We start from the raw sequence: 24715 nt of genomic DNA on the forward strand, positions 1-24715 counted from the left end.
TTCTATATAATCTTGATATGACTGCCAAAATCTTTCAGACGATGATCTGAAATTTCTAAATCCGTAACTAAATATGTCAATTCTTTCAATGGAGCCACGCGCATTTTTTGATTAGAATTCAATTTCTCCGCGATACTTAAGATTGCTAAAGATTTAGAACATTTTATCATCGCACGTTTGATTTGTACTACCTCCCAATCCGAATCCGTAATACCTTCTTCGATAGAAAGACTGTTTGTGCCTAATAAACATAAATCTACACGCAAATCCGACAATTCGTTAATAACTTGTGAGCCCGTCACAATATTCGTATTACGTGATAATTTACCGCCCAATAGAAATACTTCAATATTATCCTTTTCAGCTAATTCTAATGCCACCAATGGACTAATAGTAAAAAAAGTACACTGCAAATCATTCGGAATAAGACGTGCCAATTCAATCATTGTCGTGCCGCCGCCAATCAAAATAGTCATACCCGAAGAGATAAGTGAAAGCGCTTTCAAAGCTATCTCCTTTTTACCTTCTTTAGCGTACACATTGCCCTCTTGAAAAGGAAATTGGAAAGACTTAGATAATGCACCGCCATACACTTTTATTACTTTTCCATTTTCCGCCAATTCATTTAAATCGCGTCGTATCGTGTCCTCTGAAACGTTCAATTGAACACTAAGATCGGAGGAGAGCACTTTATTATGCAAGTTAATTTGATGAATAATATACGCTTGTCTTTCTTCTTTAAGCATGATGAATATTTTAATATAATTGGTAATGTTTTATTAGGAGTTGTCTTCTTCTTGAGACGGTTTTGATTTCGTCACGCCAGCTTTGAAACGTGGCTTGAATCCAGCCGGCTTATTTGCTGGTTCAAAAGTATTTTCTTCTTCCTTTTCAATAGGAGTAACTTCTTGTGAAGTTTCTTCTGTAGGTGCTGCTTTTGTGACGCCAGCTTTGAATCGTGGTTTGAAACCAGCAGGTTTACTTACCGGTTCAGTAGTACTTTCTTCTTTCTTTTCAATAGGAGGAATTTCTTGTGAAGTTTCTTCTGTAGGTGCTGATTTTGTCACACCAGCTTTGAAACGCGGTTTGAAACCAGCAGTTTTATTTGCCGGCTCGGAAGTGTTTTCTTCTATCTTTTCAATAGGAGTAACTTCTTGTGAAGTTTCTTCAGTACGTGCTGCTTTAGTAACGCCAGCTTTGAAGCGTGGCTTGAAACCAGAAGGTTTACTTGCCGGTTCGGAAGAATTTTCTTCTTTCTTTTCAATTGGAGTGACTTCTTGTGAAGTTTCTTCCGTAGGTGCTGCTTTTGTCACAACAGCTTTGAAGCGTGGCTTGAATCCAGAAGGCGTTGCTGTAGGCACTATCTCTGAAGAATCTGTAGTTGTTTTTTCTTCTATAGTTTCTTCTACATTAGTTTTCACTGGAGCTTTAAAGCGTGGTTTGAATCCTGCAGGTTTAGCTGTAGGCTCTGCAGCTGTTTTCTGATCTGGGGTAGGATTCGCCGTATCCGAGATCGGTGATACGACCTTTGCTTCTTTTTTAGGAACTATTGCTTCTTCAGCCAAAGGATGGACTCTTCGCAGTTGATTAAACCAAAATTTTTTGGTGTGATCAAAACTTTTTTCACCCATCTTTTCGTAATGCAATTGGAATTCAAAGAATAGTGATTCATCCACTTTTTTTAAAGCGGCTAAGTCAATTTTTTTCTTAATAAAAAATTCTTCGAACGTAAGCATTCCCAAAGTTAACGATTTGAACAGATAATAAAAAAGAGGGCAGCACCCTCTTTTTTATTTTTCACTATAAATTGTGATTAATCCATGTTGTGGTATACCGCTTGCACGTCGTCATCTTCCTCAATTTTATCGATTAATTTCAATACGTCCGCAGCTTGCTCTTCAGTCAAAGAAGAGTGCGATAGAGCGATACGCTCCAATTTAGCCGATTTCAATTCTACACCTTTTTCTTCCAAAAGACGTTGCATATTACCGAAATCTTCGAAAGAAGTCTGTACAACGACAATGTCGTTTCCTTCTTCGTCAGCTTCTACGTATAATTCTTCTAATCCACCATCAATCAATTCCAATTCTAATTCTTCCACATCCAAGTCTTCAGCTGCCGCAAAGCGGAAGATAGATTTGCGATTGAAGATGAAATCCAAAGAACCAGTCTTTCCCAAAGAACCACCAGACTTTGTAAAATATGATCTGATATTAGCAACCGTACGGTTGGTATTATCTGTAGCCGTCTCGATCAATACAGGTACACCATGTGGACCGTATCCTTCGTACACATATTCTTCGTAACCTTTAGCATCTTTCTCAGACGCTCTCTTGATAGCTGCCTCAACACGGTCTTTTGGCATGTTTACAGCCTTTGCATTTTGAATTGCAGTGCGTAAGCGCGAGTTGTTCTCTGGATGAGGTCCACCTTCTTTTACAGCGATAGCAATTTCCTTGCCTAATCGTGTAAATTGAACCGCCATTTTAGCCCAGCGCTTAAATTTTCTTTCCTTTCTAAATTCAAAAGCTCTACCCATTGTGATGTTTATTTTTTAAGATTTTCGATCATTACTCGTGTCAAATCTTCTAGGCTATAATCCAATTTCCAATTCCAGTCTTTTTGGGCGTAATCATCATTGATACTTTTAGGCCAAGAATCTGCAATGGCTTGACGTGGATCGCCTTCTGCATAAGACATCTCAAAATTAGGAAGAATTTTTTTAATTTCTTGGGCAATCTGCGCAGGAGTAAAGGAAATACCTGCCAAATTATAACTCGAGCGTATCGTCAGGTTTTCTGCTGGAGCATCCATCAATTCGATTGTCGCTCGTACCGCATCATCCATATACATCATCGGAAGAGCAGTATCTTCGGACAAGAAACTTTCGTATTTGCCTTTTGCCAATGCTTCGAAGAAAATATGTACAGCGTAATCTGTTGTACCACCTCCTGGTGCTGTCTTCCATGAAATAATTCCTGGATAGCGGAGGCTTCGAATATCTAAATCGTATTTTGCATGGTAATATTCTACTAATCTTTCGCCAGCTAACTTACTAATACCGTAGATACTATTCGGATCCATTACACAGTATTGTGGTGTTTCCGTTTTTGGAGAGTTTGGCCCAAAAACAGCAATCGAGCTTGGCCAAAATATTTTTTTGATTCCTAATTCAACAGCCAAATCCAACACATTCAATAAACCATTCATGTTTAGATCCCAAGCTTTCATAGGATATTGCTCGCCTGTTGCAGACAACATTGCTGCCAAAAGATAAATCTGCGTAGGATTGTATTTGATAAATAATTCTTTCAGAAGATTTTTATCCAGCACATTAGCCGTTTCGAAAATATCACCTTCCTCTAAATCGTGAGGAGGTTTTATATCAGTCGTGATAACATTTTGTCTACCAAATTTGTTTCGAAGTGCTAAAGCTAATTCAGACCCAATCTGACCATTCGCCCCAAGGATAATTATTGTTTCTTTCATATATGTGAACAAAGTTATTCGTTTTTCAATGTCTTGTCAATGAGCTGATTAACACAAACGGTTGTTTAAAATTTTGTGTCTTACCATTGTGGTCAAAAATTTGAGCAAACGAAATGTAATGACCTCTAGCAGAGCGTTGTGGTGCATCGGTTTTTCCATCCCAATTTATCTTGCCGTGCGTGCCAGCAAGGTTGTGATGCGGTATTTTTTTGACCAATTGGCCTTTTTCATTGTATATTTCTACAGCGATGATGTAATTCGGATGGATGAGCTCGTAATTAATTTCTAATTCATCTTCATAGCCGTCATCATTTGGAGAAAAGGTATTGGAGGTTAGGTAAATTTTATTTCGGGGAATATTTAATTCCATTGTAGAATTTTGATATCCCGGAGTTGCACCACCATAAACTGTTGATGCAGAGTGAAAAGCATTTTCAGCATTATTGGTGCGTTCTAGTGAAATTCCTTTTGGATCAATCACATGTTTGGAATACATATCCGCTGAATAATACACTGAATCTATAAAGATATTTTGATTTGAAAATAACGTCACTACGCCTCGTTGATTCGTATACGGAGGCAATGAAGCCTTTTCGAAAATATTCTCTTGAATGGCATTGGGATAATGTTGTGCAATTATTTTCTTACTGGTTGTAATTACTAAATACTGTTTAGCTTCCAGTAAAAAAAACTGATTGGTAATTACCCTATTGCCTAATTTGAAGTTTTGCAGATTAATGGGAAATTCAGTTTGATTATATAATTCCACAAAATCGACTCCACCTTCTTTGGGATTAAATAGAATTTCGTTGATGATAATATCACTTGTTTTAATTACCTTTTGATCAAAAAGCTTGGTTTCAAATATTGGTAATACAAGATTGCAAATCTTTAACCCTTCTATTCGTAAAGTATACAATTTTTGGGGATTTAGATTTTTGGATAAGCTCAGAACTATTTGTTCATTTACCAATTCAACTTTTTCAGCATTACCAATTCCCTCATCCAAAGTAAATGTTGCCGAACTGATATTTGAAAAATATTTGTGTTCAATACTCAAATTTAATTCAACTCGATTCTGTACGATTTTGTAGCTTGAGATAGATGGCTGAGGAATAAATTTATTATCTAGAATCGTATTGTTTTTTCCCGGTGTACCACCGCTCAAGGAATTTGTCGCAGACCAATTGAGTTTTATATTGCAATTCCAATTGGAACTTATACGTTCCAAACTCCAGCCGTCATTTAGTTTCGTAGTACTATTATACCAACTGTCGCTATAGGTAATTTCATCTAATATATTATCTCCCTGTGTAAGCTTTATAGTTGCACCAGAATTGTTCAATGCATACCATCTCGGCAGTGCTAGGGCATTTCCATATCTTGTGAATAGAGCTTCTGATTCAGCAGCGCATAAGATTACATATTGACTCGGCGCTATCTTGTAACTTGGCAAAGTCACTTGATTGTTATTTACATGTAAGGTTATTGACTTTAAATCAACAGTGCTTGAGGAATTATTATACAATTCTATAAACTCAAATGCCGGTAATGAGGCAACATTGTTTGGGTTAATCATAAGCTCATTGATAACAAGCGAACCTGAAGATTGTGTCCAACCTTTGTAATATGTTAAGCAAGTGAGGATAAGCGAAATTAAATAAAGCTTAAATGTAATTCTCATGCCCAGTTTTTAGCCTATTAGCGTATGATTCTTTGTCGAGGCAATTTACAGAATATTTTTCTCTACAATTAAAAATTACATTGCGTTTGTTCAGCCTAACACCTCTTTAAATTAACAAAATCATAATTTTTAAGCTATAAATTAGGTGTGTTTTTAAATTTTAAGCCCAAAATAATGCGAATAATTAAAATTTTTGTGTGTTTACTGATTTTAATTTCTTATGTTTGAATCCATTAAAAAAAAAGAGTATTCACAAAATATTAAAGCACAATTGTAAAGAAATGAAAGTAGCAGTAGTTGGCGCAACTGGTTTAGTTGGGTCCGAAATGTTGACAGTATTAGCGGAGAGAAACTTTCCCGTAACAGAATTAATTCCAGTAGCATCAGAAAGAAGTAAGGGTAAGGAAATTGAATTCAAGGGAAATAAGTATAAGGTAGTTACTCCAACAGAAGCTATTGCACTTAAACCGGATGTGGCTTTATTCTCGGCTGGCGGCAGTACTTCGACAGAATTCGCTCCATTATTTGCTGAAGCGGGTATTACTGTAATTGACAATTCATCGGCTTGGCGTATGGATCCTACTAAAAAATTGGTAGTACCAGAGGTGAACGGTGATGTATTGACAGCTGATGATAAAATCATCGCTAACCCAAATTGTTCGACTATTCAAATGGTAGTGGTGTTGAAACCATTGCACGAAAAATATAAAATTAAACGCGTTGTCGTATCGACTTACCAATCTGTAACAGGTACTGGTGTAAAAGCGGTTCAACAATTGAACGACGAGCGCGCAGGCGTGGAAGGCGAGAAAGCGTACCCTTACCAAATCGACTTAAATGTGATTCCTCAAATCGATGTATTCCAAGATAATGGCTATACAAAAGAGGAAATGAAAATGATTAAGGAGACGAATAAAATCATGCAAGATGATTCGATCAAAGTTACAGCAACTACGGTACGTATCCCAGTAATGGGTGGTCACTCGGAATCTGTAAATATTGAATTCGAAAATGATTTTGATTTAGCGGAGTTGCGTGCAGCATTAGCAGCACAAGAAGGTGTTGTTGTGGTTGATAATCCAGCTAATTTGGAATACCCAATGCCGAAGGATGCACACGGTAAAGATGAGGTTTTCGTAGGACGTATTCGTCGTGACGAATCACAAGATAAAACAGTTAACCTTTGGGTAGTAGCAGATAATTTGAGAAAAGGTGCGGCAACAAATGCTGTACAAGTAGCTGAATTATTAGCGAAAAAAGGATTGATTTAAATAATATCCATATAAGGTATTAGTAAATGCTGTAAGTTTGACTTACAGCATTTTTTTGTTTACTATGTAGTTGTCTCCTCTAATTTTTATTCTACAAAAGTAGGACCGATGTAGTTAAACATAACACCAATTGCTTTCATTACTAATCCACTTGAAATACAGCATTTGCCATCACTAATTTACCAGCATCCCAAAAATTACGGAATAAGACATTATCCACAAGGTAAATAATTGTGCCTGCTCCTACGGATTCTGTTCCGAAGACTAAACCATTCTTAATCTGCTTACTCAGATTTTGCCCTACAAAGCCACTCATTAAGGCATTCTCTTTGATATAACCGAGATTCCATCCTGCGCCATCTTTGAAATATTGGTAAAGCGTACCATTTTGGCGCAAGGTGTAATATTCTTTGTTGCCGTACATTAATGGATGTGTAGCATCAAAATCAACTTTATAAATCGCACCTGCTGTATATTCTTTTAAGGATTCGCGTTCGCGATCCGCATACACTTTTAATGGATTCTCTTTAGCCTTGATTGTTGTATCTTGTTTGATTGGTTTGAGTTTTACCCAAGATTGTGCAGACAATTGCGACACAGCACTCTCTAATGCTATAACTTTACCACCACCACGTACCCAATTGGCAAAATTTTCTGCTTGGGCTTTGTCTTGCAAAAATGGATAACTTCCTCCAGGCATAATAAAAACATCAATTTCGGACCATTTTACACGAGACATTTCTCGCGGATTTACCAAAATAATAGGATATTTCAATTGCTGATCGAAATAATGCCACACCTCACCTACGTTTAAAGCGCGTATGCCCTCTCCAGCCAACATCAAAACCTTTGGTGACTTAATAGTTTTCACATCCGAACTACCAAAATCTTTAGCGCCCTCAATGATACCCGAACTGATTGCATATATTTTCAAATCGTGCTGGTCTCCTACTTCTTTCAGGGTCTTCTTGATATCCACATCTTTGTTGTTGCTGGACATTACTAACATCGAACCTCTGGGAAAATCTTCACCATTCAATTTAAAAGCATACTCCGAACGTTTAACAGTAATTTTCTTTTGTAAAAGATCTGCTAATACTTTTGCAGACGAAAAGCCATTCCACTTAATCGCATATCCAAAGCTTTCCGCTAGGTTATTATTTACTTTTTCTAAACTGTAAGGTTTTGTAGATGTAATTTTATTTTGACTAGCTACAGCGGAAAGACCATACACATAAGGCATCGACCAAGCTGTAATATCGTATGTAACAGAATCCACCAGTTTAGCCTCCGGCTCAAATAACACACGAACCAAAGCCGCTTTTGGCTGATTGCCCGGAATAACTAAATCTTTATCTTTTGCGGTATATGTTATACTTTTCTTTGTCGAGTAGTCCAAACCTTTGAACGTACCTTCGGAAGCGTAATAACGAATTTTATTCTTATCGAGTAAATCAAGCAACGAACGGATACTTGACTCCTGATTAGGCTCATATTTAATCACGTAACTTTGGAATGTTGCCAATTCACCAGCATTTGCTTGTTTGTAGAATTTCTTAAACTCTTCCACTACTTTCAATGAGTTTTGCGAAACTACTTCTACTAAATTCATTCCAGAAGCATGGTGCTGAATCGCTCTATCCACCAAAGTCAACGTATCTTTTTGATCGGTGTAAACGCCTAATCCAGCAGAAGTATTTCCTGCCTTTTCGTATGTCATACCAATAGCCCCAGAGTACATCGGGTAGGTATCTCCATACGATGGATAGAATAAATCAAAACGTTCTTTCGTGAAATACAACCAACCTTTTTTGTCGAAGTATTTAGCATTATGCTTACCAATGGTTGTTTGAAATTCGCGCTGCCAAGGTGTGATAACCTCATGCAAAGGTTCTGCCGCTGGCGGAAAATAATAAGGCGCATTGATTCCCATTTCATGGAAATCAATATGAATATGCGGTAACCAATCATTGTAAATTTTCATGCGCTGCTGGCTTTCCAATTGCGTTTGCCATGCCCAATCACGATTCAAATCAAAGTAATAATGATTGACACGACCTCCAGGCCAAGGCTCACTGTGTTCTCTTGCATACAAGTCAGGATGGTATTGAGCACCCAATATTCCGTTCTGCCAATTGTTGTATCGTTCCGTACCGTCAGGATTCAAACATGGATCGATAATCACCAATGTATTTTCTAATTGCTTTTGTGAAGCAGAATTCTTTGGATTGACCAATTGATACAACGTCATCATCGAAGATTCCATAGAGGATGTCTCATTTCCATGCGCATTGTTACTCATCCAAATTATCGCAGGCATATCCACAAGTTCTGTATTTCCAGTCTCTTCTCCAGCTATTTTTAGATTGTTTTTGCGGATTGCATCCAATCGTGCAATATTCTTAGCAGAAGAAACAAAAAACACATACATTGGTCTTCCTTCGATCGACTCACCATACTGCTGAAATTTAATCTGTTGTGGAGCTTGTTCTGCAACATGCTTATAGTATTCCAAAACTTTCCAATGTGGTGTAATTTTAGTTCCGATTTGACGACCTAAAAATTCCTCTGGCGATTTTAATTGTGCCCATACTGTGGAGCAAGTAAATACATTTAGCAGAAGTAATACTATCTTTTTCATAATGCTATTAAGGTATACGCAATATAGAAATAAATCCGCTACAAAGTGGAATGAACATCTGTTGAAAATACCCTATCAAATTAATAGATATTTTGTTAGCTTTGGAAAAAAGACCTATATAAAGATGAGACAGATCGAAACAAACTTGATACATACTGGCGAAGAATTTAACAAAACAAAAGCTGTAGTAGCTCCTATATATCAAACTTCTACTTATTTTGCAGACCAAGATCCACAGGAATATATTGCAGCAGCAACTGAACCAAAACATCCTGAATTCTACCATAGGCACGGTAATCCAACGAATAGCCAGGTAGCTGCTGTTATCGCTAAGTTGGAGAAGACAGAAGATGCATTGGTACTAGCAACGGGCATGGCAGCAATTAGCACGGCTATCTTGGCTGTTGTGAAAGCAGGAGATCACATCGTTGCACAGAATGCACATTATTCGGGTGCTATGCTTTTTCTAAAGGAATTTCTTTCGGAATACGGGATAACGATAACTCACGCAGATCAAACCAATAATCAGGCATTTGTAGATGCGATTCAACCAAATACAAAATTGATTTACTTGGAAACTCCTTCCAATCCGAATTTAGATATTACAGACTTAGAATTTGTTGGAAAGCTAGGTAAGGATAAAGGCATTTTGACGATGGTAGATAATACATTTGCATCACCGATTAATCAGGTGCCTTCAGAATTTGGTATAGATGTGATCTTACATAGTGCTACAAAATATTTGGGTGGTCACTCCGATTTGACGGCTGGTGTCATTTGCGGAAGCAAAGAATTTATTGTCAAAGCTTGGAGACGTTCAATCACGTTAGGTGCCAGCTTAAGTCCTTTTGATTCTTGGTTATTATTGCGTGGGTTGAAAACGCTGTCACTTCGCGTACATCAAATCAATGCAAATGCCTTGGCATTAGCCGAATGGCTAGAAAAAAATCCAGCTATCAAGAAAGTGTCGTATACAGGTTTGAAATCGCATCCTCAACATGAGTTAGCCGCAAAACAGCTAAAAGGTCATACAGGTATGTTGTGCATTGAAGTCGCTGGAAAAGACGAATCAGACGAATTTAAAAATGCGCAAACGATATTGAACAATTTGCAATTTTTTGCAAATGCAGCTAGCCTTGGTGGGGTAGAATCGTTGGTAGTACATCCAGCGAGTATGTGGGGATCGCATCATTCTTCGACCCAGAAAAAAGTTTCAGGAATTACGTTAGGCATGCTACGTATTTCTGTAGGTATTGAACATATTGACGACATTATTGCCGATTGGGAACAAGCAATTGGTAAAATATAAAATAAAATAGTGCCTTAAGAAATATATCTCAAGGCACTATTGATGAACTACTGTTGTTGTAATTAATTCAATAGCTCGGCAAGTTTAGCTTCTAAAGCTTCACCTCTTAAATTTGATGCCACAATTTTGCCCTCTTTATCTAATAAGAAGTTTTGAGGTATACTTCTTATCGAATATTTTGCTGCTACTTCAGATTTCCACCCTTGTAAGTCTGAAACATTATGCCATTGACCTAATTGGTCATCCTCTATAGCTTTAACCCAAGCATCCTTCTTTCCAGGATTATCTAAAGAAACCCCTAAAATTGTAAAACCTTTGTCTTTGAATTTATTGTATGCTGCTACGACATTTGGATTTTCTTGACGACAAGGTCCGCACCATGATGCCCAAAAATCAACTAACACATATTGTCCTTTTAACGAAGACAACGAAATTTCTTTACCATCAGGAGTCGGCAATGTAAAATCAGGAGCTACAGCACCAATGGCTACACTTCTTAAGTTACTTATTTTCTCCGTGATAGATTTTCCTTTTGCGCTATTTTGCAAATCTGATGGAAAACTTTTGAAATAGCCTTCATATTCTATAACATTTTCTGCGCTAAGGTTTTCCTCAATTATATTAAGTGCAATAATGCTTTTAGATGTTGTTAAATATTCCTGTTGTGACGCTTCAAGTTTTTCGTACAATGGTCCAATTTTTTCACGCAAAGCATTCACAAAGTTTTCATCGTTCTTTTGTTCATCTGTCGCGTTATAATATTCTTGGTTTACAACATCTATAGCTTGCTCTGTATCTTTTGTTAAACTTTTGAATTTCACATATTCCTCATTAACAGAGTTACCTGATAATTTTGCGGCTTTTAAAGTTTCACCTTCTAAATTGATAACACCTTTTGATAAATAAAGGCTTCCAAAATCTGGATTGCTCAGCTCACGAAGGCTTTTACCTTCTGGCGAAAGAATTACATAAGCTTCAACAGGAGCCGATACAGTACCATTTAATGTAAACTGTCCATTCTTAACTTCCGCAGAATCTAATTTTCGTGCAGCACCATCTACATATTGTAAATACACTTTAGCTGGTGCATTATGTGCACCTATTTTACCTTTAACTGTATAATCTTCTTGAGCAAATGACAAAGCAGGTAACCCCACTAGCATTGCAAATAAAATATTCTTCATCTAATCTTGTAACTTAGTTATCTATCAAAGATAGATTTTATACCGATTAATTATTTTCCTTTTACGAATTTTTAACACCAATTAACAGTTACCAGCGTCCGCTTGCGCCACCACCGCCGAAATCACCTCCTCCGAAACCTCCGAAGCCACCTCCAGAACCTCCGCCACCGAAACCGCCAAAACCGCCGCCGCCGCCACGGGAATTCCCGCCACCGCCTAGGCCGCTCAATAGCATCCACCAGAATAGATCATTTGAGCCTTTGCCATTAATCACTTTACCACCTCTATTATTGCCGCCTCCACCTTTTGATATCAAAGCAAAGATCATCACGATCACCACTATAACAAAAATTCCACTAATGCCTCCGCCACCATCAGAAGATTTTGATGATCTTTTTTCAACTTTATATTCACCTTTGGTGTAAGAAATAATGGAGTTTGTTGCATTATCCAATCCAGCGTAATAATCGCCAGATCTAAAAGCTGGTTTGATATCGTTCTCAATAATTCGGTACGCAATTGCATCTGGCAGTGCTCCTTCAACACCATACCCCGTCTGAATAGTTACCGCACGATCACCAATAGCCGCCAATAATAGGACTCCATTGTTGTATTTGGCATCACCTATACCCCATTTTTTAGCTAAACGAACTGCATAATCCGCGACATCATAACCATCAGTACTATTTACCAATACCACTGCGATTTGAGTAGAAGTCGTATCATTAAATGCAACCAACTTACGTTCTAATGCATCTCGTTGTGATGAGGATAATGTATTGGTAAAATCCGAAACAATCGTACGAGATACAGGCGGCAAATCTTGTCCGAATAGCGTCGTAATTGCGCTAATGAACAATAGAGCTGTAAAAAATAAGGAGGGTAAAATTTTATTTTTCTTTAGAGAAATCATAGAATCAATATTAATGACCAAAATGAATGTCGTTTGGTAATTCGTTCACATCGTCTTCTTGACGCGGAAAAAAATGGTGCAGTTGCTCTCCTGCATCGTGTATGCCTTCTACCAATCCCGATGCGTAATCACCAACTTTAAAATGTGCTAACATCTTGTTTTTTGTATTTTCCCAAAAGTCACTTGGTACTTTAGCATTAATACCTGCATCACCAATAATAGCGAATTGATGGTCTGCAACAGCCAAGTATACTAACACGCCATTGCGGCGCAACGTCTTATGCATATTGAGTTCGAAAAAGTATTTTTCTGCCTTCTGAATTGCAGTAAGATTATTTCCAACTACATTTTCTACGACAACGCGGATTTCACCAGAAGTCATATTCTCTGCTACACTTACAGCATGCACGACGCGCTCTTGCTCATCTGAATTTAAAATAGCCATATCATTACTAAAAATAAAAGATGAATACTGGACTATATACAACTCCAATATTCATCTTAATATACAATGGATTAAAAAGTCTAGAATGAAACTGTAGGAGCTTTATCCGAACCTTCTGCTGCTTGGAAAGTACCTTTTGCTTTAAAGCCAAAAATACCCGCCATTATATTGTTAGGGAAACTACGAACAGTCGTATTGAAGTCTTGAACAGCCTCATTATAGGTTCTACGTTCCACTGAAATACGGTTTTCCGTTCCTTCTAATTGCGCTTGCAACTCTTGGAAATTAGAATTTGCTTTTAAATCAGGGTATGCTTCTACGCTTACTAACAAACGACCTATAGACTGCGATAACGCATCTTGTGATTGCTGAAATTTAGCAATAGACTCATCAGACAAATCATCAGGATTTACACTTACAGAAGTTGCTTTAGCACGTGCTTCGACTACAGCTGTCAATGTTCCTTGCTCATGTTGTGCAGCACCTTTGACTGTCGACACCAAATTAGGAATCAAATCTGCACGACGTTGATACGCGTTCTCAACTTGTGCCCATTTTGCTTTCACGTTTTCATCTTTTGATACCATTGTATTGTATCCGCAAGAACTAAAAGAAAGCGTAATAAACAAGCCAACTAGGGCAAATAATAATTTTTTCATGTGTGATAAATTCAATCTGTTTGTCTAAATGTACAAATAAGTTTTTAAAAATCTAAAATACAAAGTCAAAGCGAATGCCAAAATCTGCATACTGACAATTCATCATCATTTTTGTAACTTTGTGTCAATATTTTGGGATAGATACCCAAGTGTAAAACATATGCAAAAAGAAATTGAGCTGGCGATTAGTCCAGATTTCATCTACGATGAAAATTATATTACAAAACAAGGTGCTCAAAAACTAAAAGTTGAGCCACATAAAATCAAAGGTTACCACATCCGCAAACGATCAATTGACGCTAGAAGCCGTGCAGTTTTATACCGTACGCGTGTGGTATTTTTTATTGACGAAGAACCAGTCACTGAATCTTTCAGCAGCACATTACAACATGTAAAGGAGGGCAAACCTGTGATCATCATAGGTGCAGGACCAGCAGGCTTGTTTGCCGCATACCGTTGCCTAGAACGCGGTTTAAAACCTATTCTTGTAGAACGCGGAAAGGCTGTACGCGATCGACGTCGTGATCTTGCGAAAATTAATAGAGAAGGCATTGTCAATCCAGACTCCAACTATTGTCATGGAGAAGGTGGCGCAGGTACGTATTCGGATGGCAAACTGTATACACGTTCGAATAAACGTGGTGATGTCAACAAAGTGCTTTCGATTTTTGTAGAACATGGTGCGGATCAAGATATTTTGATCGATGCTCGACCACATATAGGTACTAATAAATTACCGCATATCATCGAGGATATGCGTAATCGCATCTTGGAAATGGGAGGCGAAGTACATTTTGACACGAAAGTTGTCGATATTACCGAACAATTTGGGCAAGTAACAGGTGTAAAAACTGCGGATGGCAAATCATTTGAAGCCGAACATATTATCGTAGCTACTGGACACTCTGCTCGCGACATTTATGAATTATTCCGATCCAAAAATTGGTTGCTTGAAGCAAAGCCTTTTGCTCTAGGCGCACGTATTGAGCATCCGCAAGAAATCATTGACAAAGCACAATACCATTGCAGTACACGTCATGAAAATCTTCCGCCAGCTTATTATAGTTTGGTAGAGCAAGTGAATGACCGTGGTGTCTTTTCATTTTGTATGTGTCCAGGTGGAATTATAGCACCTTGTGCGACGGAGCACAATGAAATAGTCGTAAATGGTTGGTCTCCATCCAAACGAAATAACCCGCATGCAAACTCAGGTACAGTCATTCAAATAAATTTGGAAGATGTCCCTGATGCTGCGACAAATCCTTTTGCCTTATTAGAATTCCAACGTCAGATTGAACAACAAGCTTTTCAATTGGGCGGTGGCAATTTAGTAGCGCCGGCTCAACGCATGGTAGATTTTGTAGAAAACAGAGTTTCACGTGATCTTCCCGAAAACTCTTACAAACCGGGCACACGCTCTGTAGATTTGAATGAAGTATTACCAGACTTTGTACATCAAGCTTTACGTGGAGCATTGCCAATTTTCGGAAAAAAAATGAAAGGCTATTATACGAATGAAGCTATTCTTGTCGGTGTTGAATCGCGCACTTCATCGCCTATTCGCATTCCGAGAGATAAAGAAACTTTTCAACATCCACAAGTTAAAGGGCTATATCCATGTGCTGAAGGTGCTGGTTATGCTGGGGGAATTGTTTCCGCAGCTATTGACGGGATTAATTGTGTGGATGCTATAAAAATTTAAGTGACTAAAAATTAAGCGAATCAAGTGATTTTAATATATTTTTTAAAAATAAGGCTTGACAAAAATTAAAAAAGCCTTATTTTTGTATCACAAACAAGCGAAAGTAGCTCAGTTGGTAGAGCACAACCTTGCCAAGGTTGGGGTCGCGAGTTCGAATCTCGTCTTTCGCTCAAAAGCTTCTCAAATTGAGAAGCTTTTTTTTTATTTTTAGGAATGCAAGTATTCAATCCTAAAAAAGGTTTCAAAGTCCTATTACCAATATTTTGTGTGTTAACACTATTACTGATACCTACTTTTATAATTCTAATCAGCATTAAAGCATCAACTATTACATGGATTACGCTACTATTATTTGCATATCCTTTCATCACCATCATTTATTTAATAGCACAGCAAACAACCCGTTATTGGATCGAAAATGAAAATCTTTATTACAAATCATTATTTATGAAAGGTGAGATAAACATTCATTCAATTCGAAAATTAGAGGTAAATGCCTCAAATTGGCTTTCTAATAAGCCTGCAACCACATTTACCAACGGTATTGCCATTGGATATAATAAATTTGATGATGTATTTGTTAGTCCCGAAGACAATTTCAAATTAGTTGAAGAACTGTTGAAAATAAACCCCTCAATAGAGGTAAAATATCTCAAATAAAGTCTATTTACTCAGGGCTCCTATTCTTCCCTAGATTCATTACAGCAGGTGTTAGAAATGATAACAATCCAACCACACACATTGCCAATCCGCTGATTATAAAAGCATTGACTACCCCGATTTCGTCTGCTATCCAACCTGTAAAAAGTAAGCCAATAACGCTTGGGATAATAGCAAAGCTAAAGTACATCGAGAACACACGTCCTAAAAATTCAGGCTTAACTTCTTCTTGAATAATGGTCATAAAGGAGGCATTGAAGAAAGACATTCCTATTCCGCCCAGAGTTGTAATAGCCACAAAAACCCAAAATAACTCACCACTTATCCATCCCGAAAACACAAATGTCAACCCCAGAAATATATGCATCGCATTGACTAAGACAACTTTAGAGATAGAACCCTGCCATGCACTTAAGATTCCACCACCAACTAACATACCAGCACCCCACACCACTTCGATGACGCTCATCTCCCATTTGCCTCCTGCAAAATGTTCAATGGTCAATAATGGATACATAATGGCAACAGGCATCACAAAAAATGTAGTCAACATCGCATAGACGAATAACATATACAGACCCTTATTTTTTTGAATTTCGGCGAAGCCTAATTTCAAATCTGTCAATACAGTCGATATATCATTATCTTCACTTTGCTTTGTCAACTTCGGAATCGTCACAAATAATAAAGAAACTATCGCCAAACAAGCGCCAATCACATCCAAATACAAAACCTTTGAAATAGGCAAGAAAGTAATTGCTAAAGTACCCACAGCTGGTCCTGCAATCATACTGACAGACTGTAGCATTTGATTTATCCCTGATACTTTCAATAATTTATCCTCAGGCACAATCAAAGGAGCAATAGCCTGCATTGCTGGCGTATGAAAAGCTTGACCTAATGAACGACAAACAAGAAGTGCATACACAAATATCAAATTCGCTTCGCCTTCCACAAATGCAAATGACATCAAAAAAGTACATAATGCAATAAAAGCATCCGCGTATATCATGACTTTCTTACGATCCCAACGGTCAATATATACTCCCGCGAATGGTCCTATAATTGCTTGTGGCAATAATCCAGCAATTCCTGCAAAAGCCAATACTTCAGCAGATTTGTAATGTAAACTCAAATATATGATTACTGCAAAATTGACTGCCGAGCTAGTCAATAAGGAGACAAACTGCCCTATCCAGATGTATATATAGGTTTTAAACCACTTTTCGTGAATCATTATTCAAAATTTGCTCAAATATACCATTGTGAATTCTGAATCATCAGGTTTTGACTCTAATTCGTGTTTTCCTGTCTTAGGATAAGTTTTTGGTTTTAGACTCAAAACATTATATTTACGATTAAGACAAAAAGATTAACTTAAGATGAAAAGACTATTCAGCACAATATTAATAAGCTTGCTTATTCAAATTGTTTATGGCCAATTATCATTTACAACTTTATACACGAAAGACGGTAAAGAAACCAAAGAAAAGGAGCAAGCTCATTATTATCGCGAATTATCTATATTAGAAAACGCTCAAGTGCGCGTAATAGAAAAATATATTCAAACCAATTAAACCAAATTAATAGGAACATTTCCAAACATTAAAGACAAAAGATTTATTGGACAAAAGCTGGAGGCTTACGAAAATGAAAAAATAAAAACAAAAGAAACCTATAGTCCAGATGGAGTTTTGATTGATACAGCTTACTATTATTACCCTAACGGAAAGCTAAAACTAGCGTTTGAATACCCTTATAAAGAAGAAAAAGAAAAAATTAAAGTTACGGATACGTTAATACTTGTTTATCACGATTCCTTAGGCAAACGTCATCTTCACAATGGCAATGGGTACGCTGAAATTGAATTGAGTAACTCTACCGTAGAAAAAGGAAACTACGAAAACCACAAACGCATAAGAAAATGGACTGGAAGTTTTATGCGTGACAAATACAGCTTTGAAGAGACATACGATAATGGGAAGCTTATCTCAGGCGTTACAAAAGATTCCTTGAATAAGGAATACTTTTATGATGACAAGAACTCTCATCAACCACCTATTGATCCTGGAGATATAATAGCCAAACGAACATTTATTGCGAATAATTACAACTATCCCAAGGAAGCAATTAATGCTAGGGTAAAAGGTACTGTTAAAGTTTCCTTTGTTATTGATCAAGAAGGAAAAATGGTTGATATGAAAATAGACGAAGATTTAGGTTTTGGAACTGGCGATGCTGCAATCAACGTTTTAAAAAGAGCTAAAAAATGAACTCCAGGATACATGCGCGGTGTTCCGGTTAGAGTTGCTTATAGTCTACCCATTCGTTTGGATCTGACAGGTCGATAATATTTTATCAACATAGAAAACTAAAAAAGCGTCTAAGAATTTCTCCCTAGACGCTTTTAATATAAAACTACACTACTAATTTTTTCTATCTAAACCTTTGGCTACAAGATCTTCTACATAAGCGCGAACCACTTCATTTGAAAAACGTGAAGTCACGTCAAAAGCAAAAGCGTGTACCAATAAAATACGTGCAGACTCTTCGCCGATACCTCTTGCTCTTAAATAGAACAAAGCTTCATCGTCAAATTGACCCATCGTACATCCGTGCGAACATTTCACATCATCTGCAAAGATTTCTAATTGAGGTTTTGTATAAACCGTTGCTTTATCACCAATCAACATATTGTTGTTTTGTTGGAAAGCATTTGTTTTTTGTGCATCCTCACGAACGAAAATTTTACCGTTGAATACAGCTGTAGATTCGTCTTGAGGAATATTTTTGTACCACTCGTACGATTCACAATGTGGTTTCAAGTGATCTACTACCGTATGGTTGTCTACCAATTGTTTGTCCGCTAATAGGTTGATACCGTATAAATGTGATTCCACATTCTCTGCATCCAAACGCACATTGATATTATTACGTACAAAAGTAGCACCAGGGAAAGTACAATTGTAATTGTTGTACAAACTGTATTTTGCTTGGTAAACTTCTGTATGGTTGATATAGTTACTTACTGCATCAGCTACTTGAAGGTAATAGTGTTGAACTTTTGCATTCTCGTCCAATACAATTTCCGTAACCTTATTGTGTAAGTTTTTAGCTGTATTTTCTAATGTGATGAAAGATTCAATGATTTCTACTTCAGCATTAGCTTCTACAACAAATAAGTTTCTTGTTTGTGCGAAAAAATCTTCACCACCTGTCGCTACATGCACGATGTGCAATGGTTTAGAAACTACTTTGTTCTTTCCAACTGATAAATAAATACCCGAAGTATATAAAGCCGTATTCAAATCCACCAACGCATTGTCCGCTTTATCTGCGTATTGGGCAAAGTGTTTTTGGAAATTCGCTTCTTCTACAGCTTCTTCAATTGGTTTTACTGTAATACCAACCTCATCTTCCAACGAAGAGAAAGCCAACACATATTGTCCATTGATCAATACGATACGGTGTGCATCCAATTCTGGAATATCCGCTTTGCTCAAATCCAAATTTGCTACATCCACATCTTCATTCAACAAATATGTTTTGTTAACTAAAGCATGAATGTTTGTATATTTCCATTCCTCATTCTTAACTGTTGGAAAACCTGCTTTTTCGAATTTTGCGAAAGCTTCTTGACGAATTGCTTTCAATAAAGAAGGCTCATTCGTCACTTCCAATTCTTGAAAAGTAGACGTCAACTGTTCGAATAAAGAGTTTGCTATTGTTGTACTCATGTTATTTGTTATCAATCCGCTCATGACCTTTAATTTTTATCGGTGACCGATTAGATTAGGCATTTTGCGCATCTAAGTCTTTTAACCAATCGTAACCTTTTTCTTCTAATTCTAATGCCAATTCTTTAGTTCCAGTTTTGACAATGCGACCATTGTGCAATACGTGAACGAAATCTGGAACGATATAATCTAATAAACGTTGGTAGTGTGTGATTACCACGAAAGCGTTGTCTTTTGAACGTAATTGGTTTACGCCATTTGCTACAATACGCAATGCATCGATGTCCAAACCTGAATCCGTCTCATCCAAAATCGCTAATTTAGGATTCAACATCGCCAATTGGAAGATTTCGTTACGCTTTTTCTCACCACCAGAGAAACCTTCGTTCAACGAACGGTTCGCCAAATTAGCAGAGAATTCTACTAATTTTTGTTTCTCTTTTACCATTGCTAAGAATTCTTTCGCTTCTAATGGAGGAAGACCTCTATATTCACGGATGTCACTTACAGCAGTTTTCAAGAAGTTGATATTTGACACACCAGGAATTTCTACTGGGTATTGGAAAGCCAAAAACAAACCTTCACGTGCACGATCTTCTGGAGAAAGATCCAATAAATCTTTTCCATCCAACGTCACTTCACCACCATTCACTTCGTACGAATCACGACCAGCTAATACATTACCCAATGTACTTTTACCAGCACCGTTAGGCCCCATGATCGCGTGAACTTCTCCCGCTTTTACTTCTAAGTTTAATCCTTTTAATATTTGTTTGTCTTCAACAGACGCTTGCAAATTCTTTATTGATAACATTTCTTTTTTAGTATTGAGTATTGAGATGTGAGTATTGAGATTCTATCCTGCTCACACTTTCAAATTATCTAATTTTCAAATTCTCCTATCCTACTGATCCTTCTAACGAGATTGCCAATAATTTTTGTGCTTCAACAGCAAATTCCATTGGTAACTGGTTAAGCACTTCTTTCGCGTAACCGTTTACGATTAATCCAACAGCTTTTTCCGAATCAATACCACGTTGATTTAAGTAAAACACTTGATCTTCACCGATTTTTGAAGTTGTTGCTTCGTGTTCTAGTTTAGCCGTTTTGTTTTTGTTCTCGATATAAGGGAAAGTATGTGCTCCACAACGGTCACCTATTAATAAAGAGTCACATTGTGTGAAGTTACGTGAGTTGTCCGCATTAGGACCAATTTTCACTAAACCTCTATAGCTATTGTGTGATTTTCCCGCGGAAATACCTTTTGAAACGATCTTAGATTTGGTGTTTTTACCTAAGTGAATCATTTTAGTACCAGTATCCGCTACTTGCATATTACGCGTCATAGCTACAGAATAGAATTCACCTACAGAATTGTCGCCTTTCAAGATTACACCTGGATATTTCCAAGTAATTGCTGAACCTGTCTCTACTTGTGTCCAAGAAATTTTCGAGTTATCACCTTTACAGATACCACGTTTGGTTACGAAGTTGAAAATACCACCCTTACCGTCTTTATCACCAGGATACCAGTTTTGAACAGTAGAATATTTAATTTCAGCATCTTTCATAGCGATCAATTCCACGACAGCAGCGTGCAATTGATTCTCATCACGCATCGGAGCTGTACATCCTTCTAAATAAGAAACGTAAGAACCTTCATCCGCAACGATTAATGTACGTTCAAACTGACCTGTATTTTGTGCATTGATACGGAAATATGTAGACAATTCCATTGGACAATGAACGCCTTTTGGAATGTAAACGAATGAACCATCAGAGAATACAGCTGAGTTCAATGCCGCATAGATATTATCCGTTTGCGGAACTACAGTGCCCAAATATTCTTTAACTAATTCAGGATATTCTTGAACAGCCTCACCAAATGAACAGAAAATAACTCCCTTTTCTTTCAATTTCTCACGGAATGTAGTTTTTACCGAGACAGAGTCAAAGACTGCATCCACAGCAACCACACCTGCTAATATCTTTTGCTCGTCCAAAGGAATGCCTAATTTGGCGAAAGTCTCCAATAACTCAGGATCCACTTCGTCTAAACTTTCCAATTGCTTTTTGGGCTTTGGCGCAGCGTAGTATGATAATTCTTGAAAATCTACTTCGGGATTATCAAAATTTTGCCAAGTTGGCATATCCATAGAAAGGAAATGGCGGAAAGCTTTTAATCTCCACTCCAATAACCATTCTGGTTCATTTTTTTTAGATGATATTAGGCGAATTGTATCTTCGTTCAATCCTTTGGGAGCAATATCCATCTCAATATCAGTCGTGAAACCGTATTTGTATTCTTCTTGCTCCAGCTCTTTCAGTAATTCGTCGTCTTTGGTACTCATATTTAATGCTTCCCTTTTTACACGTCAAACCATTATAGCAGACCTTTTTGGGAATACAAAGTTACGATATAAATACTAATAATATAGCATTTTTTGGTCTCTCTAAACGTGAAAGTAGGTCAATTCATGACAAAAGTCACTTCTTTGTGTGTTCAAGACGATTTTAACATAATTTTTTGACAAAAAAATGATTCGATATTGTTAAAATCTATTTCTAAAGCCAATAAACATAGACGAAAACTATGCCAAATAACGTTTATTAATCAAAAAAGTCGATATAGTCTATCTATGACCTTTCCAAAGAGATTTAACATTCGAACATTTCAGACCTAACAAAATTTTCCGAAGAAGACTTTACACAGTGCTTTTACTTACCCAAAAAGATATAGTATTGTATAATATTTGTTATATTTACATTTCGAAGAAAGAAATTATATGTCCTACCAACTTGACAAACTTGATCTTAAGATTTTACGCCTCTTGCAAGAAAATGGCCGTATTACGAATTTGCAGCTTGCTACAAATATCGGTCTTTCACCTGCACCTACATTAGAGCGTGTACGCAAATTGGAAAACTCTGGATTTATCAAGAGTTATCATGCTTTCGTTGATGAAGAAAAATTAGGTTTAGGTATTAAATCTTTTATTCAGATTTCGTTGGATTTTCACACCCACAATGCTATTCCTGAGTTTGTGGAAGCAGTAAAAGCTATTCCTGAAGTCACGGAATGTCACCACGTGACTGGTAACTGTGATTTTATCCTCAAAGTATATGTTAAAGATATTAAAGCGTATGAGGCAGTGATAATGGAAAAAATATCGAAAATCCCGTTTGTAAAAACTTTTCAAACGATGATGATCATGTCGACTTCGAAAAAAGAACCTATTGTGCCGTTAGAATATTAAATGAATACAGACTATCAAGACTTTGCGATTATCTTAACATGGCCAGATGCAACAATTCGAGGCGATGAAAAATGGATGATGTTCTTTAAAAAAATAGGTCTTGTCAAAAATCTAAATTTTAAGGTCGGGCATACAGGTGTGGTGATTGTAAATCACCAAGATGGCGAGATGCTTTTTTACGATTTTGGTCGTTATATCGCGCCACGAGGCTATGGTCGTGCACGTTCAAAATTTTCTGATCCCATGTTGGATATTTCGCTTAAAGCAGAAATACAAAATAATAGCATTACCAACCTAGAAGATATAATCAAACTTTTTGAAGACCTTAAACCAGCAATGTATGGTGATGGTAAGTTATTCTTTTCGATTGTGAAAGGAATTAATTTTGAAAAGGCAAGAGCCTATGGTGATCAGTGTGTAACTGAAGGCACTTATCCTTATGGCGCAGTCGCAAAAAACAACAATAATTGCTCTCGATTCATCACGCGAATGTTGATGAAATCGTGTCCCAAATACCATTTTTGGCATTACATCAATCTTCCAGAGACAATCAAAAGTAGCCCAGTTAGTAATCTTGTAAATACTGCGGAGGATCGTATTATCTATTCTTACGTTCCCGATGAAGGCATCAAAAGCTTCCGTATGAATAGATTTCAGTCCTTTTGGTTTTTGTTGAAACAATTAGGTGATAATATTTCGCGTAAAAAATCAGCATTATTCCCCAATGACTTGATTATCGGAGGCATGAATTATCGTTCCAAACCAATAACGCTACCGAAAGATGCCATGTATTTAGGCGGTGTGGGTGATGGTGCTTGGTTTACAGTGACGCCAACAGAAACCATCAATGAATTTATCGTAAAAAGATTTAATACTTTTGGTAAGCTTGAATACGTGGTTCGTGGAGAAGCCACAGAGTTTGTGGATCTACAAACTCCGTATAAAATAGCTTACGACAGCCATTTGTTAGTTACACATATTGAGCAAAATGGTAAAAAAATTCGCATTAACCATCTCGAAAGACTAGAGAACGCCAAATACGATTTCGAAAATATTAAAGAGCGCTACGCTTAACTACAACTTCCAATCAATTGGTTTTCTGCCATGCGCAACTAAATAATTATTTGCTTTTGAAAAAGGTTTAGAACCATAGAATCCACGATAAACAGAAAGTGGTGATGGATGAACCGCTTTTAGAATCAAATGTTTCTTTTCATCAATAAGAACCGATTTTTTTTGTGCATATGAGCCCCAAAGCACAAAAACTACATTTTCCAATTCGGAAGAAATCTTTTCAATAATCTGATCGGTAAACGTTTCCCAGCCTTGCTTTTGGTGTGAGGCAGCTTGATGTGCGCGTACTGTAAGTGTTGCATTCAACAACAAAACACCTTGTTTTGCCCATTTGGTAAGATCGCCAGAGCTTGGTATTTGGAAACCTTCAATATCTGTAGATAGCTCAGCAAATATATTTTTCAACGAAGGTGGAAAAGCTACTCCTTGCGGTACAGAGAATGACAATCCGTGTGCTTGACCAATATTATGATAAGGATCTTGCCCCAAAATCACCACTTTGACTTCGTTCAGGGGCGTCAATCGAAAAGCATTAAATACTAAATTCTTAGGCGGATAAATTTCAAATTGAGCACGCTCCTGTTGTACAAAAGCAGATAATTTTCGCATGTAATCTTGTTGCATCAAAGGCTTTAAGATGGGAGTCCAACTTTCGTCGTACAGATTTTCCATAAAACAAAAGTACATTTT

The 24715-nt window shown here is 37.1% G+C and carries 23 protein-coding genes and 1 tRNA gene; 9 read left to right on the forward strand and 15 right to left on the reverse strand.

The features are described from left to right. Positions 1 to 2: 2 nt before the first annotated feature. The 5 genes from FLS47_RS12560 to FLS47_RS12580 form a co-directional block, all read right to left on the reverse strand. Positions 3 to 746, reverse strand: coding sequence for a DeoR/GlpR family DNA-binding transcription regulator (locus FLS47_RS12560; RefSeq protein WP_149914717.1), 744 nt, complete (start codon positions 744 to 746; stop codon positions 3 to 5). Positions 747 to 779: 33 nt separating this feature from the next. Beyond that, the gene (locus FLS47_RS12565) at positions 780 to 1736 is read right to left on the reverse strand and encodes a hypothetical protein (RefSeq protein WP_149914718.1); all 957 of its coding nucleotides are present in this window, start codon (positions 1734 to 1736) and stop codon (positions 780 to 782) included. Positions 1737 to 1813: 77 nt separating this feature from the next. Continuing rightward, the gene (locus tag FLS47_RS12570; protein WP_149914719.1) at positions 1814 to 2539 is read right to left on the reverse strand and encodes a YebC/PmpR family DNA-binding transcriptional regulator; all 726 of its coding nucleotides are present in this window, start codon (positions 2537 to 2539) and stop codon (positions 1814 to 1816) included. Positions 2540 to 2547: 8 nt separating this feature from the next. Further along, on the reverse strand, positions 2548 to 3489 hold the full coding sequence (locus FLS47_RS12575) for an NAD-dependent epimerase/dehydratase family protein (RefSeq protein WP_188347427.1): 942 nt from the start codon (positions 3487 to 3489) through the stop codon (positions 2548 to 2550). Between the two features lie 25 nt (positions 3490 to 3514). Continuing rightward, a complete protein-coding gene (locus FLS47_RS12580) occupies positions 3515 to 5173 on the reverse strand; it encodes a lamin tail domain-containing protein (protein ID WP_149914721.1) in 1659 nt (552 codons plus the stop codon). 281 nt (positions 5174 to 5454) lie between these two features. Between FLS47_RS12580 and FLS47_RS12585 the strand changes: the two genes are divergently transcribed. Further along, on the forward strand, positions 5455 to 6444 hold the full coding sequence (locus tag FLS47_RS12585) for an aspartate-semialdehyde dehydrogenase (protein ID WP_149914722.1): 990 nt from the start codon (positions 5455 to 5457) through the stop codon (positions 6442 to 6444). Positions 6445 to 6586: 142 nt separating this feature from the next. On the opposite strand, the gene FLS47_RS12590 is transcribed toward FLS47_RS12585, so the two are convergent. Continuing rightward, positions 6587 to 9085, reverse strand: coding sequence for a M14 metallopeptidase family protein (locus FLS47_RS12590; RefSeq protein WP_149914723.1), 2499 nt, complete (start codon positions 9083 to 9085; stop codon positions 6587 to 6589). Between the two features lie 124 nt (positions 9086 to 9209). Here FLS47_RS12590 and FLS47_RS12595 point away from each other — a divergent pair, with 124 nt between their 5' ends. Next, positions 9210 to 10394, forward strand: a complete 1185-nt coding sequence (locus FLS47_RS12595; RefSeq protein ID WP_188347428.1) for a trans-sulfuration enzyme family protein — start codon at positions 9210 to 9212, stop codon at positions 10392 to 10394. Positions 10395 to 10456: 62 nt separating this feature from the next. Here FLS47_RS12595 and FLS47_RS12600 read toward each other — a convergent pair whose 3' ends face one another. From FLS47_RS12600 to FLS47_RS12615, 4 genes are all read right to left on the reverse strand, one after another. Next, on the reverse strand, positions 10457 to 11578 hold the full coding sequence (locus FLS47_RS12600) for a TlpA disulfide reductase family protein (RefSeq protein ID WP_149914725.1): 1122 nt from the start codon (positions 11576 to 11578) through the stop codon (positions 10457 to 10459). Between the two features lie 88 nt (positions 11579 to 11666). Next, on the reverse strand, positions 11667 to 12491 hold the full coding sequence (locus FLS47_RS12605; RefSeq protein WP_149914726.1) for a TPM domain-containing protein: 825 nt from the start codon (positions 12489 to 12491) through the stop codon (positions 11667 to 11669). A gap of 10 nt (positions 12492 to 12501) precedes the next feature. Next, entirely contained in the window at positions 12502 to 12936 is a 435-nt protein-coding gene (locus FLS47_RS12610) for a TPM domain-containing protein (RefSeq protein ID WP_149914727.1), read from the reverse strand. An 80-nt stretch (positions 12937 to 13016) separates the two neighbouring features. Beyond that, complete coding sequence (locus tag FLS47_RS12615) at positions 13017 to 13595, reverse strand: LemA family protein (RefSeq protein ID WP_149914728.1); 579 nt, start codon at positions 13593 to 13595, stop codon at positions 13017 to 13019. 160 nt (positions 13596 to 13755) lie between these two features. Here FLS47_RS12615 and FLS47_RS12620 point away from each other — a divergent pair, with 160 nt between their 5' ends. From FLS47_RS12620 to FLS47_RS12630, 3 genes are all read left to right on the forward strand, one after another. After that, a complete protein-coding gene (locus FLS47_RS12620; protein ID WP_149914729.1) occupies positions 13756 to 15297 on the forward strand; it encodes an NAD(P)/FAD-dependent oxidoreductase in 1542 nt (513 codons plus the stop codon). Between the two features lie 97 nt (positions 15298 to 15394). Beyond that, positions 15395 to 15467: transfer RNA gene (locus FLS47_RS12625), tRNA-Gly, on the forward strand. A gap of 97 nt (positions 15468 to 15564) precedes the next feature. Next, the gene (locus FLS47_RS12630; RefSeq protein WP_188347429.1) at positions 15565 to 15957 is read left to right on the forward strand and encodes a PH domain-containing protein; all 393 of its coding nucleotides are present in this window, start codon (positions 15565 to 15567) and stop codon (positions 15955 to 15957) included. A gap of 7 nt (positions 15958 to 15964) precedes the next feature. Here the strand turns inward: FLS47_RS12630 and FLS47_RS12635 are convergent, their stop codons facing one another. Then, positions 15965 to 17194, reverse strand: coding sequence for an MFS transporter (locus tag FLS47_RS12635; protein WP_149914731.1), 1230 nt, complete (start codon positions 17192 to 17194; stop codon positions 15965 to 15967). Between the two features lie 145 nt (positions 17195 to 17339). Here FLS47_RS12635 and FLS47_RS12640 point away from each other — a divergent pair, with 145 nt between their 5' ends. Together FLS47_RS12640 and FLS47_RS12645 are read left to right on the forward strand one after the other, a co-directional pair. After that, the gene (locus FLS47_RS12640; protein ID WP_149914732.1) at positions 17340 to 17534 is read left to right on the forward strand and encodes a hypothetical protein; all 195 of its coding nucleotides are present in this window, start codon (positions 17340 to 17342) and stop codon (positions 17532 to 17534) included. A gap of 117 nt (positions 17535 to 17651) precedes the next feature. Beyond that, positions 17652 to 18230, forward strand: a complete 579-nt coding sequence (locus FLS47_RS12645; protein WP_149914733.1) for an energy transducer TonB — start codon at positions 17652 to 17654, stop codon at positions 18228 to 18230. A gap of 153 nt (positions 18231 to 18383) precedes the next feature. Here FLS47_RS12645 and sufD read toward each other — a convergent pair whose 3' ends face one another. The 3 genes from sufD to sufB all read right to left on the reverse strand — a co-directional run bounded on the left by sufD (position 18384) and on the right by sufB (position 22045). After that, entirely contained in the window at positions 18384 to 19718 is a 1335-nt protein-coding gene (gene sufD / locus FLS47_RS12650; protein WP_223225271.1) for a Fe-S cluster assembly protein SufD, read from the reverse strand. A 31-nt stretch (positions 19719 to 19749) separates the two neighbouring features. After that, positions 19750 to 20508 (reverse strand): Fe-S cluster assembly ATPase SufC, encoded by a 759-nt coding sequence (gene sufC / locus FLS47_RS12655; RefSeq protein WP_149914734.1) that lies wholly within the window; start codon positions 20506 to 20508, stop codon positions 19750 to 19752. A gap of 85 nt (positions 20509 to 20593) precedes the next feature. Then, positions 20594 to 22045 (reverse strand): Fe-S cluster assembly protein SufB, encoded by a 1452-nt coding sequence (gene sufB / locus FLS47_RS12660; protein ID WP_149914735.1) that lies wholly within the window; start codon positions 22043 to 22045, stop codon positions 20594 to 20596. A 435-nt stretch (positions 22046 to 22480) separates the two neighbouring features. On the opposite strand from sufB, the gene FLS47_RS12665 reads away from it, so the two are divergent. Then, positions 22481 to 22951, forward strand: a complete 471-nt coding sequence (locus FLS47_RS12665; RefSeq protein ID WP_132777368.1) for an Lrp/AsnC family transcriptional regulator — start codon at positions 22481 to 22483, stop codon at positions 22949 to 22951. Then, positions 22952 to 24025: a DUF6695 family protein gene (locus tag FLS47_RS12670; protein ID WP_149914736.1), complete on the forward strand. Its 1074-nt coding sequence runs from the start codon at positions 22952 to 22954 to the stop codon at positions 24023 to 24025. It begins immediately after the preceding gene. Here FLS47_RS12670 and ung read toward each other — a convergent pair whose 3' ends face one another. Next, positions 24026 to 24697: a uracil-DNA glycosylase gene (gene ung / locus FLS47_RS12675; protein ID WP_149914737.1), complete on the reverse strand. Its 672-nt coding sequence runs from the start codon at positions 24695 to 24697 to the stop codon at positions 24026 to 24028. Positions 24698 to 24715 lie beyond the last annotated feature (18 nt).

It is taken from the genome of Sphingobacterium cavernae, assembly GCF_008520265.1.
Classification (GTDB): Bacteria; Bacteroidota; Bacteroidia; order Sphingobacteriales; family Sphingobacteriaceae; genus Sphingobacterium; species Sphingobacterium cavernae.